Origin of the sequence: Saccharopolyspora erythraea, from assembly GCF_018141105.1 — a bacterium.
Classification (GTDB): Bacteria; Actinomycetota; Actinomycetes; order Mycobacteriales; family Pseudonocardiaceae; genus Saccharopolyspora_D; species Saccharopolyspora_D erythraea_A.
Map to the genome: position 1 here is coordinate 4,425,254 of NZ_CP054839.1, position 12,016 is coordinate 4,437,269.

A 12,016-nucleotide genomic window follows, 5' to 3' on the forward strand; every position below is an offset into this window, starting at 1 on the left:
ATGTGCCGCCACATCGGATACCTGGGCCCGCCTGTCTCGCTCGACGCGCTGCTGCTGAGCCCGGAGCACTCGCTGCTGGAGCAGAGCTGGGCACCACGCGACATGCGCTCCGGCGGGACGATCAACGTCGACGGCTTCGGCGTGGGCTGGTACCGGGACACCGCCCCGGAACCGGCCCGCTACCGCACCGCGCGACCACTGTGGACCGACACCTCGTTCACCGAGCTCGCGGGCGAGGTCAGCAGCGGGGCGGTGCTGGCCGCGGTGCGCTCGGCCACCGTCGGCATGCCCGTGGTGGACACCGCGTGCGCGCCGTTCACCGGTGACCGCTGGCTGTTCAGCCACAACGGACGGGTCGACGGCTGGCCGGACACCCTGGCCAAGCCGGCCGCCGAGCTCGACGTCGTCGACCTGATGACGCTGGACGCCCCCACCGACTCGGCCGTGCTGTGGGCGCTGCTGCGGCAACGCCTGCGCCGCGGGCACGAGCCGGAGGAGGCCGTCGCGCGGCTGATGGGGGAAGTCCTCGCCGAGTCCCCGGGCTCGCGGATGAACCTGCTGCTCACCGACGGCACCGCGCTGATCGCCACCACCTGGTGGCATTCGCTGTGGGTGCGGGAGGCCGGGGAGTCGGTCACGCTGTCCTCCGAGCCGTTCGGGCCCCAGCAGGACTGGACGGAGGTTCCGGACCGCAGCCTGGTCGTCGCCGACACCACCGGTGCCCGCGTGATCCCGTTATCCGAGCTCGACGTCTGCTGAGCACCGCGGCGGGCAACCACCGCCCGCCGCCTTCGACGACATCCCGCCCGCGGGGGAGACGCGGGTGCGCCACGGACGGCGCCACCGTCCAGATTGGAGTTCCGCGATGAGCGAGCCCGAACTGACCGTCCACTTCACCGAGGCCGACGCCGCCCGCCAGCTGCGGGCCGACGCCCGCGCAGGGCTCACCGACAGCCCGAAGTGGTTGTCCCCGAAGTGGTTCTACGACGCCGAGGGCAGCGAGCTGTTCGAGCGGATCACCGAGCTGCCGGAGTACTACCAGACCAGGGCCGAGCAGGAGATCCTGCGCCGCCACGCGGTGGAGATCGCGGAGCTGACCGGTGCCGCCACCCTGGTCGAGCTCGGTTCGGGGTCCTCGGAGAAGACCCGGTTGCTGCTCGAGGCGTTGCGCAAGACCGAAACGCTGCGCGAGTTCGTCCCGCTGGACGTCTCCGAGTCCGCGCTGCGCGCGGCGGCGACCGCGATCGCCATCGACCACCCGGAGCTGACGGTGCGCGGCGTCGTCGGCGACTTCACCACCGAGCTCGCCGCGTTGCGGGCGGGCACCGGCAGGATGGTCGCGTTCCTGGGCGGCACCATAGGCAACCTGCTGCCCTCGGAGCGGGCCGAGTTCCTCGCCGCGGTGCGCGCGGCGCTGCGGCCGGGGGAGTGGCTGCTGCTCGGCACGGACCTGGTCAAGGACCCGCAACGCGTCGTGCGCGCCTACGACGACGCGCGGGGCGTCACCGCCGAGTTCAACCGCAACGTGCTGCGGGTGCTCAACCGGGAGCTGCGGGCCGACTTCGTCCCGGAGGACTTCGCCCACGTCGCACTCTGGAACGCCGAGCAGGAGTGGATCGAGATGCGGCTGCGGGCCACCCGCGAGATGCGGGTCCGCGTCGCCGAGCTGAACCTGGATGTGGACTTCACCGAAGGCGAGGACCTGCGGACCGAGGTCTCGGCGAAGTTCCGCCGGGAGCGGGTCGGCGACGAGCTGGAGGTGGCGGGCTTCGGCCTGCACCGCTGGTGGACCGACGACGCGGGCGACTTCGGACTGTCGCTGGCGGTCGCGAGATGACCCGGCGCGGCCGGCTCTGCCGGTGATCTTCTCAGCGGTCGCCTCCGCTGGGAGGATCGGCGGCGTGAATCCGTTGAGCAAGCTCGCGAAGTCCCTGGGCAAGCAGCAGTGGTTCGCCGACATGGGCAAGAGGCTGGTGCCGGCCGACCTCGCGGTGCAGAAGCGCACCGGCGGCCGGATCAGCCTGCTGCGCGCCGCCGGACTGCCCTACCTGGTGCTGACCGCCACCGGGCGCAAGAGCGGGCAGCCCAGGTCGGTCCCGCTGCTCTACGCCCCGCACGGCGACGAGTTCGTCGTCGTCGGGTCGAACTGGGGGCAGCGGCACCACCCGGCGTGGTCGGCGAACCTGCTGGCCAACCCGGACGCGACGGTGCAGGCGCGGGGGCGCGAGATCCGGGTCCGCGCCCGGCTGGTCACCGGTGACGAGCGGGAGCGCCTGTGGCGCGGCGTCATCACCGACACCTGGCCCGCCTACGACGAGTACGCCAAGCGGGCCGCGGACCGCGACATCCGGGTCTTCGTGCTTTCCCGCACCGAATGAGGTCTAGAGCCGTCCGTTGACACGCAGCAGCCGCAGCGAGTCAACGGTGACGCTGCCGCGCCACTCCGCCTGGGCGACCGGGGACCAGGAGAGGAAGTCGAAGTTCCAGCCGCCGTCGTCCTGCTGCGCCGCGGCGAGGCGGTCCAGGTGTGCGGCGACGACCGCGTCGTCGAACAGCTCGCGGGCGAGGGAGTCCGGACGGGGCGCGTAGTCCAGTGGTCCGTGCACCTCTCCCGCGGCATCGGGATCCAGGTCGACCAGGCCACCCTCCAGCAGCAGCGCCCCGACCGACCGGAAGGCCTTGTGCGCGCGCTCCACGTCGGGGACGTGCTGGAGGAACGCGAGCATGCCGAACATCTCGTAGGCGTTGACCTGGGGACCGGCGTTCTCCACGCGGGACCACATCAGGTCGGTGGCCCGGTCGAGCCACGGGTGCGTCGTCGCGCGTGAGTGCAGCACGCCCGCGATCTGGCCGGTGGACACCGGCGAGGCCGGCAGCCCGGGTTCGGGCATCCACCAGGGGGCGTGCGGCCAGCCCTCGATGCCGGGATCGACGAACGTGGCGCCGCCCTCCCCGGGTGCGTTGCGCTCCAGCCAGCCGCAGGCGCCCGCCACCAGCTCGGCGTCCCACGCGTCGGCTTCGTCGAGCGTCCGCAGGGCCATCGCGATCGCGGCGGGCTGGGTGTGCGGGCAGCGGCCGTCGGGTTCGAGGGCGTGCCCGAAGCCGCAGTCGGAGTTGCGGTACGCGGCGACGGCGTCCCGGACGGCTCCGGCCGGCCCGTCCCGGAACAGGCGCTCGAAGCGCCTCCGGTCCAGGACCCGGGCCTGGGCACCGATGAACTTCTCCGCCGCCTCGATGTCAGGTTCGCGCATGCGCCCATTCGACCGCCTCGGTGCCCGCGGCGTATTGAACGAATCGGCCTACCGGTTGGGGCCGCCGACGACGCCGACCAGGATCGACCAGCCCAGCAGTCCCCGCGTCCGGGTGAGGTAGGCGGACTGGTTGGCGCGGGCCTGGGCCAGGATCTCCTGCCGCTGCGCATGGTCGGGGTTGTCCCTGGCCCAGCGGTGCGCGCTGGCCCAGTGCCCGGACTCGTAGCGGTCCCAGTCGTCGACGCTCGCCGAGACCAGCCCGGTGACCTCCACGCCGTGCTCCTCGGCGATGTGGACCAGCTCGACCAGGCTCGGGACCTCTTCGTCGGGTTCGCCGTCGTCGAGGTGCACCTCGCCGATCGCGATGCGCCCGCCGTCCCGGACGGCGTCGCACATCCACCCCAGCGCCGGCCGGTAGCCGTCCAGCGCGAAGCTGGCGCCGATGCAGGTGACGACGTCGTAGGCGCCCGCCTGGGCCTCGAACTCCGCGGCGGGGCCGATGACGGTGCGCACGGCGGCACCCGCCTGTTCAGCCCGCAGGACGGCGGCGGCCGCGAAGTCCTCGTTGATCTCCAGCCCGGTCACGTCGGCGCCCCGGGCGGCGAGCTCGACGTTCCACCAGCCGCGGCCGGAGCCGACGTCGAGGACCCGGTCCCCGGGCGAGACCTCGAGGTAGTCGGCCACCAGCCGCAACTTCTCCTTGCTGGCCGGGTTCTGGACGTCGTGGGTGCTCTCCACGACCGAGTAGTAGTTCACGTCTGCCACGGGTCAGCACCGTATCCCCGGCGCGGTGGTCGCCCGCCCGCCGGTCAGCCCTCGGACGTGCCCTCGGCGTCCAGCTCGGGCGTCATCGCGGTGAACCCGGACAGGCACCGCAAGCACGGCATGCCCGCCGGCTGGTGGGCGACCTCGGCGAGGTGGGCGGGGATCTCCAGGCCGCAGTAGGTGGGCCACGCGGCAGGCCGCACGCCGTCCGGAGGCGCGACCGACAGGTGCGCGTGGCGACGTGACTCTCCCACGACGCCCGCGGCGTAGCGGACCGACACCGTGCGGCTCATCGCGCCACCTCGCCGACGCGACGAGGATCGCCCAGCCACCGCGGGTGCGGTGCCGGCGGCGGGGGTGCAGTGCGCCCGGCGGCGGGCACGGGCGTGCTCGGTGAGGACGTGATCTCTGCTCCTGGGCGGTGCGCTCCCGGAAGTGCCACCGGGGGACGATTGCGATGGGCCGTTCGGACGCGGCCGATGAACCGGACCATTGTTTCCGCCTCCGACGGCGGGGCGCGACCACCAACACGGCATGACGCGAGAATCAGTCGGATTAGACCCGTTCGGCGTAGCGCACTCGGTTGTTGCGCCCGGTCTCGCACGCTCCGTCCGGAGCAGTCACCCGTTGAACCGGACGCGCGGTCTCGTCAGAGTGAACGGACGATCAGCAGCACCGCGCTCCCGCCCGCGAGCGCCAGCACGCACGGGCGCATCCATCCGGCGTCGAGGTGGCGGCGCAGCGGACCGGAGAGCGCGAAGCCGGCGGCCATGAACGGGAGCAGCAGCAGGCTGCCGAAGATCTGCGGGCTGCCGATCTGGCCGCCCAGCCCGAGCGCCACCAGCGACAGGACGCTGCCGAAGACGATGTAGGCCGACAGCGTCGCCCGGATCCGGGGCCCGCTCTCGTGCTGGTAGAGCAGCGCGACCGGAGGCGCGCCGATCGACGAGGCGGTACCCATCGCGCCGCCCGCGAACCCGGCGGCCAGCAGCGCGGCGGGCGTCGGCTTCGGACGCCACGAGACGACCGACAGGACCAAGCACACCAGTACCAGCACGCCGATGGTCATCGAGAACCCCCGCACCGGGAGCGCGGCGACGGCGTAGACGCCCAGCGCGGTGCCCGGCAGCCGGCCGGCCACGGCGAACGACGTGCCGCGCCAGTCGACGTGGCCGAACTCGCGGCGCATGGCCATCAGGGCCAGAACCAGCGAGGCGACCAGCAGCGGCACCGGGACCAGCGCCCGGTCGACCAGCGTCAGCAGCGGCGCGGCGAGCAGGTTCATCCCCAGCCCGGCACCGCCCTGCACCACGGCACCGACGAGGACGACCAGTCCGGCCAGGCCGAACATCACCACCGGGGACACCGACGTCCTTCCTCACCTGGGACGGGACCGGTCGCACACCCGCGGCGACAGGGGGAGGTGCCGCCGGTGCGCGACCGGTGGATCAAGGCTACACCTGCTGTTTCGCGCCGCTAAGGGTCGCGTCCGGCGTCCCGCCGCCCGGACCAACGGCGACAATGGCCGCATGGAACAGGCGCCCCGGAGGCCCACGATCAAGGACGTGGCGCGCTCCGCCGGAGTTTCGTACCAGACCGTCTCGCGGGCGATGAACGACAAGGCCGACATCGATCCGCGGACCAAGCGGCGGGTGCTGGCGGCCGCCGACGCGCTCGGCTACCGGCCCAGCCGGTTCGCCCGCGGTCTGGTGAACCCGGGTTCCACCACCCTCGGCCTGGTGGTGCCCGACGTGGGCAACCCGTTCTTCCCCGAGGTCATCGCAGGCGTGATCGGCGCAGCGTCGCGGCGGGGCTGGCACGTCGTCGTGGTCAGCGGCGAGGGCAGGCCCGAGCAGGGCGCGCGGCTGCTGAGCTCGCTCACCGCGCAGGTGGACGCGGTGGTGGGGTACCTGGACCGGACCGACACCGACGAGTGGACCGCGCGGGTGCCGCTGGTGCTGCTGGACCAGGAGCACCCGGTCGCCGGGTCGGGGGCGGTCGCGGTGGACGTCGACGCGGGCGTGCGGGCGGGTCTCGGGCACCTGCTCGACTCCGGCCACGACGTCATCGGGATGATCGACTGCGACGCGGGTTGCGACCGCAGCCAACGCCGGCGGACGTTCCTCGACGTGCTGCGCGAGCGCGGTACCGGCGGCGCGGAAACCTACGTCGAACGCGGCGAGCAGTCGGCCGACGGAGGAGCCGCCGCCGCTCGGCGGCTCCTCGCCAGGCACCCCGAGATCACCGCGGTGTTCGCGTTCAACGACCTGGTGGCGGTGGGCGCGTTGCGGGCGTTGCGCACCAGCGGGTTGCGCGTGCCGCAGGACTGCGCGGTGCTCGGCTTCGACGGCCTGGCGCTGGGCGACTGGGTCGAACCGAGGCTCACCACGGTGCGCATCGACAAGAACCGCCTCGGCGAGCTGGCGATGCGGGAGATCGGGAGGCTGCTGGAAGACCCGTCGGCGAAGACCTCGGAACCGAGGCCCGTGCTCACGCCGGAACTGGTGGTCCGCGAGTCGGCCTGACGCGATCGGGCCCCCACCGGGGCTGAGTCCGCTCGGGAACAGGCATGGTCCTTCAGCGGGCCCAGCGCGCTTATGTCATTGACAGCCCAACGGGCTGCGGGCAATGCTGTGAACGTTCACGTGAACGTTCACGGAGCGACTGCCGACCCATGCCGACCGAAGTCGCCGCCGACCGGCGGTTGTTCACACCCGCCGACGTGGTCGCGGCGTGCGCGGGGTTCGCCCTGATCGGCGCGTTGCAGGCGCTATACGGCCCCGCTATCCCGGCGCTGCGCCACGACTACGGCCTCGGCCCCGCCGCGGCGGGCCTGGCGCTCAGCGCGCACTTCGTCGGCGGCCTGGCCGGAGTGCTGCTGTTCCACCGCGCGTTCGGCAGGCACGGCAACCGGCTCCTGCTCGGAGCCTCGTACGCGGCGATGGCGGTGGGGATCGTCGGCTTCGTGCTGTCGCCGTCCTGGCCGCTGGCGCTGGTCGGCGCGCTGGTGGCCGGGCTCGGCTACGGCGGTGTCGACTACGGCCTCAACCACCTGTTCGCGCTGGGTTTCCAGCGACGCGGCACGGCGATGCTCAACGTCCTCAACGGTTTCTTCGGCGTGGGCTCGGTGCTGGGACCCGCGCTGCTGTCCGTCGCCGGAGCCGAGAACTACGCGCCGGTGTTCGCCGGCTTCGCCGTCCTTGCGGCGGTGCTGGTCTTCGCGCTGGGGGGAGTCGGCGACCGCTGGCAGCCGGAGTCCCACGTCGAGGCGGGGACGCCGCGTTCCGGCGCGCTGCGCCGCAGCCTGGTGATGGTGGTCGCCTTCGTCGTGCTCTACGTGCTCAACGTGGGCGTCGAAGCCGGTGTGGGCGGCTGGGAACCGACGCACCTGGAGTTCGCGGGCTACACCGCGGAGTCGGCCGCGCTGGCGACGGCGGTGTTCTGGCTGATGATGACGGTGAGCCGGTTCCTGGTCGTGCCGCTGACCCTGCGCCTGTCCGAGGCGACGATCGTCGCGGGTTGCTGCGCGGGGATGGCGCTGTGCCTGGGACTGGCGGTCGTACCCGCGTTGAGCCCGTGGGCCTACGCGGGGGTGGGCCTGTTCATCGGGCCGGTGTTCCCGACCGGCCTCCCGTGGCTCTACCGCAGCACGCCGGGAGCCGCGGGAGCAGGCGCCCACGTCGTGGCGGCCTCGATGGTCGGCGGGGTGCTCTTCCCGCCGCTGCTGGGAAAGCTCATCGAGCTGTGGACGCCCGTCTCCGCGCCGGTCGCCCTCTTCGGCGTCAACGGGCTGTGCCTGGCCGTGGTCTGGTGGATCTGGTGGCGGACCGCGGACGTCCGTCGCCCGCGGCCCGGTGCTCAGTTGGTCGACAGACCGAAGCGGACCTGCGGCCACACCACCGACCAGGGCTGAGTGCGGTCCTCGAACAGCCACAGCTGCACGGCCGGGTCCACCGGACGAGACCGGGCGAAGTAGGGGCGGAGCCGGTCGGCGTCGCCTGCCGATGCGTAGAGGACGTTCTCGGCGCTCTCCGGTGGAGCCCCGAAGTACCAGTACCCGCGGTGCGGGCTGTAGGAGCCGGGCAGGCCGAGCTCCTCGGCGTAGTGGTCGAGAGTCGCGGCGGTCGGGTAGATCTCGGTGACGATGGCCGTGCGGTCGCGCGTCTGCGGTGGCAGCGCGTGGTAGGCGGCCGCGACCGGTTCCACCGCCGGGCGCGTGGTGACCGCACCGCTGCTGGCGACGATCAGGGCGAGCATCCCGGCGGTGGCTGCCGCGGAAAGCGCGTAGCAGGGCCACGCGACCCACCGCCACCACCTGGCGAGGTCGCGGCGGGCGAGCTCCACCGCGGCCACCGCGAACAGCGGGCCGAACATCCCCGCGGTGTAGTAGGAGCGCCCGTCCACGACCAGGCACAGCACCAGGACCGCGGCGAACGCCACGGCGAGGAACCGGTACGGCCGCAGCGTGTCCGAACGCGACAGCCGCCAGAGCGCGTAGCCGAGGAAGAACGATCCGACCAGTCCCGCGTGCACCGGCATGGCGGTGATGAGGTCCAGCCGGTTCGCCTCGGCGCCGACGACCTGTGTGAACTCCAGGTACGGCCACCCGTTGAGCGCCTGCCAGACCAGGGTCGGAACCGTCACCAGCACGGCGATTCCGGCTCCGACCCACAGCAGCGGACGCCGGAGCAGGTCGCGCGGTCCGCACGCGAGAACGGCCACGCCGAGCCCGATCCACAGCAGCGGCACCAGGAACTTGGTCTGCAGCGCCAACGCCGTGACGATCCCCGCCCACAGCAGGGGGCGGTCGTCATCGGCGCCCTGCTCCCGCAACCTGGTCCACCGGATGACGAGCCAGCCGATGACCAGCCACCAGAACGGGTCCAGCGTGTAGGTGGCCAGCCAGTGAGCCGAGGACACCAGCCACGGCGAGACCGCGTACGCGCCCGCGGCGAGCACCTGGGCCCGGCGGCCGCCGCCGAGCTCGCGGGCGATCTGCGCGGTCACCACCACGCCGAGCGCGGCGGTGAGGGTCGCCGGCAGGCGCAGCAGCACCGGCGAGTCCGGCACCAGGGCGTCCAACCCCGCCGCCAGCACCGGGACCAGCCACGGCTGGTCGGCGTAGCCCCAGGCCGCATGCCGTCCGGCCGCCACGAAGTACAGCTCGTCGAACCAGTAGCCGCCGACGGCGCTCGTCGCCAGCAGCACCACCCCGACCACGCCCGCCATCGCGAGCACCGGAACACGTTCCGGCGCGGGCAGCTCCGCTCGCCGCATCCCGGACGTTTCCACCACCGACCGCATCACCATCTCCTCGTCCTCGGCTCCGGTGGCCGAGCCTGGCCGGTCCGGCGGCGACGGCACATCGGTCCACCGGCGAGGAGGACTGGACCGAAGTCGATCGCTGCCGGCCGGAGGTCGGATGCCCCGGCCGGCCGGGCGGCCCTGGTGTCGGGGCATGCGCAGGGCTTGCCGGCCGGGACGATCCACCAGGGACTGGGTGGTCGACACCGTGTTGTTCGTGCTGGTCCTGGGCGCCGGGCCGGTGCTGAGCTCCGGCTGGTTCGGCGGTGATGCGCCGATGACGCGGTCGCACGTCCTGGACCTGGGGCTGGGCGTGCCGGCATGCGTGGCGCTGTGGTGGCGCACGCGCTGGCCGGTGCACATCGCGGTCGCGCTGAGCACGATCTCGGTGTTCTCGCCCGCGGCCGATCCCGCCTGCGCCGCAGCGCTTTTCACGGTCGCCGTGCACCGGGGAGGAGGCACCGTCGCGGCGGTCGCCGTGGTGAACCTGCTCACCCCGCTGCTCCGGATGCTGTTCGAACCCGACGAACGGTACCCGTGGTGGGTGCCTCCGGTGTTCACCCTCTTCGGGACGGCCGTGGTGATCTCGTGGGGGATGTGGGTGCGCGCCCGGCGCCAGCTGGTGGAGTCGCTGGCCGAGCGGGCCCGCCGCGCCGAGTCCGAGCAGCGGCTGCGGATCGAGCAGGCCCGCCGCGGCGAGCGGACCAGGATCGCCCGCGAGATGCACGACACGCTCGCGCACCGGATCTCCCTGCTGAGCATGCACGCCGGTGCCCTGGAGTTCCGGCCGGACGCGCCCGCCGAGGACATCTCGCGGGCGGCGGGGGTCATCCGCAGGAGCTCCCACCAGGCGTTGCGGGACCTGCGCGACGTCCTGGCCGTGTTGCGGGAGGGAGATCTCGACGAGAATCCCGACCGCCCGCAACCCGGACTCGCCGACCTCGGCGAGCTGGTGGACAGCGCCCGCGAAGCGGGTGCCCGCGTGGACGAGGACTTCCGCTTCGCCGACCTCGGCGAGGTGCCCGACACCGTGGGCCGCAACGCCTATCGGATCGTCCAGGAGGCGCTCACCAACGCCCGCAAGCACGCACCGCGGCGACCGGTGCGGCTGCGGGTCAGCGGTGAGCCGGGTCCGGGGATCCGGATCGAGGTGCGCAATCCGGTGGCGCGCCGGGTGAGCGGGATACCGGGCTCCGGCACCGGTCTGGTCGGCCTCTCCGAACGCGCGAACCTGGCGGGTGGCAGTCTGGAGCACGGTGTGACCGCCGACGGCGAGTTCCGGCTGTCGGCATGGCTGCCGTTCGACGGTTCACCGGAAGCGGAAGGCGAAGGCGATCCGCCGGCGTGACCGGACCCGGCCGCACCGGCCGGAGGCCGATGGGGAGTGCGATGACCGAGGCGATCAGGGTGCTGGTCGTGGATGACGACGCGCTGGTGCGCGCCGGCCTGTCGATGATGCTGGGTGGCCTGGACGACATCACGATCGTCGCCGAGGCCGCCGATGGCAGCGAGGTCGGCGCCGCGGTCGACCGGCACCGCCCGCACGTGGTGCTGATGGACATCCGGATGCCCAAAGTGGACGGTCTGGCCGCGACCGAGGCGTTGCGCGCCAGGGCCGATGCCCCGGAGGTCATCGTGCTCACCACCTTCGACGCCGACGAGCACGTGCTGCGCGCCCTGCGCGCGGGAGCGAGCGGCTTCGTGCTCAAGGACACCGCACCCGCCGAGATCGTGCAGGCGGTCCGTAGCGTCGCGCGCGGCGACCCGGCTCTGTCCCCGGCGGTGACCCGCAGGTTGATGGACCAGGTCAGCGGCGGGCCGGTGCGCGACCAGCGGCGACGCGCCCGCGAACGGCTCGACCAGCTCAGCGACCGGGAGCGCGACGTCGCGGTCGCGATCGGGATGGGCCGCTCCAACGCCGAGATCGCAGGCGAGCTGTACATGAGCGTGGGCACGGTCAAGGCGCACATCACCCGGGTGCTGGCCAAGCTCGACCTGAACAACCGCGTGCAGGTCGCCCTGCTCGTGCACGACGCCGGCCTGGTCTGACCGACGCGGTCAGGGGCTCACCGCGCCTGGAACGTGCGGCGGTAGGCAGCGGCAGGCTGGCTTGCACGCGCTGCGCGACCAGCACCGGACAAGCTCGGTGCCGTCAGCGCGTCGCGCGACTGCTGAGGCGGTCGAGGAACTCGGCCTGTGCCGGGACCAGCTTGCGGCGCGCGGTCTCGGGGGCGAACCACTCCGCGCGGTCGACCTCGGGGAAGCGCTGGGTCCTGCCGGAGCGGGGCGGCCACTGCATCTCGAACTCGTTGCTGGTCAGCCGCGAGACGTCGAAGTCGCCCTCGGCAGCCCACGCGACCACGACCTTGCCGGACTTCTGCCTGACGGTGCCGAGCTCGATGAGCTCCTCGTCGGACAGCACCAGTCCGGTCTCCTCACACAGCTCGCGGATTGCGGCGGCTCGCGGGTCGTCGCCCTCCTCGTACTCGCCCTTGGGGATCGACCAGGCGCCCTCGTCCTTGTTCTTCCAGAAAGGCCCGCCCGGATGCACGAGCAGGACTTCGAGCTCGTCGTCCCGGACCCGGTACAGCACTACCCCCGCACTGCGCTTGCCCACTGGCGCCTCCCGGTCTCGCCGACGGCCTGAGGATAGGTCGCGCGATCGCCGGAGTGCCGCGCGGAGCGGGATCGGGGAC

At 72.8% G+C, this 12,016-nt stretch carries 13 protein-coding genes; 7 read left to right on the forward strand and 6 right to left on the reverse strand.

What is annotated here, in order from left to right; all coding sequences use genetic code 11:
* The 3 genes from egtC to HUO13_RS19830 all read left to right on the forward strand — a co-directional run bounded on the left by egtC (nucleotide 1) and on the right by HUO13_RS19830 (nucleotide 2,378).
* On the forward strand, nucleotides 1-759 hold the full coding sequence (egtC, locus tag HUO13_RS19820; protein ID WP_211896622.1) for an ergothioneine biosynthesis protein EgtC: 759 nt from the start codon (nucleotides 1-3) through the stop codon (nucleotides 757-759).
* A gap of 106 nt (nucleotides 760-865) precedes the next feature.
* A complete protein-coding gene (gene egtD / locus HUO13_RS19825) occupies nucleotides 866-1,837 on the forward strand; it encodes an L-histidine N(alpha)-methyltransferase (RefSeq protein ID WP_211896623.1) in 972 nt (323 codons plus the stop codon).
* 64 nt (nucleotides 1,838-1,901) lie between these two features.
* A complete protein-coding gene (locus HUO13_RS19830; protein WP_249123877.1) occupies nucleotides 1,902-2,378 on the forward strand; it encodes a nitroreductase family deazaflavin-dependent oxidoreductase in 477 nt (158 codons plus the stop codon).
* 3 nt (nucleotides 2,379-2,381) lie between these two features.
* Here HUO13_RS19830 and HUO13_RS19835 read toward each other — a convergent pair whose 3' ends face one another.
* The 4 genes from HUO13_RS19835 to HUO13_RS19850 all read right to left on the reverse strand — a co-directional run bounded on the left by HUO13_RS19835 (nucleotide 2,382) and on the right by HUO13_RS19850 (nucleotide 5,382).
* Nucleotides 2,382-3,251 (reverse strand): hypothetical protein, encoded by an 870-nt coding sequence (locus HUO13_RS19835; protein WP_211896624.1) that lies wholly within the window; start codon nucleotides 3,249-3,251, stop codon nucleotides 2,382-2,384.
* A gap of 48 nt (nucleotides 3,252-3,299) precedes the next feature.
* A complete protein-coding gene (locus HUO13_RS19840) occupies nucleotides 3,300-4,016 on the reverse strand; it encodes an SAM-dependent methyltransferase (protein ID WP_211896625.1) in 717 nt (238 codons plus the stop codon).
* Between the two features lie 44 nt (nucleotides 4,017-4,060).
* Nucleotides 4,061-4,309 carry a hypothetical protein gene (locus HUO13_RS19845; protein ID WP_211896626.1) on the reverse strand — a complete coding sequence of 83 codons (249 nt, stop codon included), beginning with the start codon at nucleotides 4,307-4,309 and terminating at the stop codon, nucleotides 4,061-4,063.
* Between the two features lie 356 nt (nucleotides 4,310-4,665).
* Entirely contained in the window at nucleotides 4,666-5,382 is a 717-nt protein-coding gene (locus HUO13_RS19850; protein WP_211896627.1) for a TSUP family transporter, read from the reverse strand.
* 163 nt (nucleotides 5,383-5,545) lie between these two features.
* Here HUO13_RS19850 and HUO13_RS19855 point away from each other — a divergent pair, with 163 nt between their 5' ends.
* Together HUO13_RS19855 and HUO13_RS19860 are read left to right on the forward strand one after the other, a co-directional pair.
* Entirely contained in the window at nucleotides 5,546-6,541 is a 996-nt protein-coding gene (locus HUO13_RS19855) for a LacI family DNA-binding transcriptional regulator (protein WP_211896628.1), read from the forward strand.
* 149 nt (nucleotides 6,542-6,690) lie between these two features.
* Complete coding sequence (locus HUO13_RS19860; protein WP_211896629.1) at nucleotides 6,691-7,929, forward strand: MFS transporter; 1,239 nt, start codon at nucleotides 6,691-6,693, stop codon at nucleotides 7,927-7,929.
* Here HUO13_RS19860 and HUO13_RS19865 read toward each other — a convergent pair.
* Complete coding sequence (locus tag HUO13_RS19865; protein WP_249123878.1) at nucleotides 7,875-9,320, reverse strand: ArnT family glycosyltransferase; 1,446 nt, start codon at nucleotides 9,318-9,320, stop codon at nucleotides 7,875-7,877. The genes HUO13_RS19860 and HUO13_RS19865 overlap by 55 nt on opposite strands.
* A gap of 154 nt (nucleotides 9,321-9,474) precedes the next feature.
* Here HUO13_RS19865 and HUO13_RS19870 point away from each other — a divergent pair, with 154 nt between their 5' ends.
* Nucleotides 9,475-10,668 (forward strand): sensor histidine kinase, encoded by a 1,194-nt coding sequence (locus HUO13_RS19870; protein ID WP_211896630.1) that lies wholly within the window; start codon nucleotides 9,475-9,477, stop codon nucleotides 10,666-10,668.
* A 41-nt stretch (nucleotides 10,669-10,709) separates the two neighbouring features.
* A complete protein-coding gene (locus HUO13_RS19875; RefSeq protein ID WP_211896631.1) occupies nucleotides 10,710-11,369 on the forward strand; it encodes a response regulator transcription factor in 660 nt (219 codons plus the stop codon).
* A gap of 103 nt (nucleotides 11,370-11,472) precedes the next feature.
* Here HUO13_RS19875 and HUO13_RS19880 read toward each other — a convergent pair whose 3' ends face one another.
* A complete protein-coding gene (locus HUO13_RS19880) occupies nucleotides 11,473-11,937 on the reverse strand; it encodes an NUDIX domain-containing protein (protein WP_211896632.1) in 465 nt (154 codons plus the stop codon).
* Nucleotides 11,938-12,016 lie beyond the last annotated feature (79 nt).

What these genes read in the sequence shown, in the direction of transcription:
- egtC (WP_211896622.1), top strand. Translation starts at nt 1, where the DNA reads ATGTGCCGCCACATCGGATACCTGGGCCCGCCTGTCTCGCTCGACGCG.
- egtD (WP_211896623.1), top strand. Translation starts at nt 866, where the DNA reads ATGAGCGAGCCCGAACTGACCGTCCACTTCACCGAGGCCGACGCCGCC.
- HUO13_RS19835 (WP_211896624.1), bottom strand. Translation starts at nt 3,251, where the DNA reads ATGCGCGAACCTGACATCGAGGCGGCGGAGAAGTTCATCGGTGCCCAG.
- HUO13_RS19845 (WP_211896626.1), bottom strand. Translation starts at nt 4,309, where the DNA reads ATGAGCCGCACGGTGTCGGTCCGCTACGCCGCGGGCGTCGTGGGAGAG.
- HUO13_RS19855 (WP_211896628.1), top strand. Translation starts at nt 5,546, where the DNA reads ATGGAACAGGCGCCCCGGAGGCCCACGATCAAGGACGTGGCGCGCTCC.
- HUO13_RS19860 (WP_211896629.1), top strand. Translation starts at nt 6,691, where the DNA reads ATGCCGACCGAAGTCGCCGCCGACCGGCGGTTGTTCACACCCGCCGAC.
- HUO13_RS19865 (WP_249123878.1), bottom strand. Translation starts at nt 9,320, where the DNA reads ATGCGGTCGGTGGTGGAAACGTCCGGGATGCGGCGAGCGGAGCTGCCC.
- HUO13_RS19870 (WP_211896630.1), top strand. Translation starts at nt 9,475, where the DNA reads ATGCGCAGGGCTTGCCGGCCGGGACGATCCACCAGGGACTGGGTGGTC.
- HUO13_RS19875 (WP_211896631.1), top strand. Translation starts at nt 10,710, where the DNA reads ATGACCGAGGCGATCAGGGTGCTGGTCGTGGATGACGACGCGCTGGTG.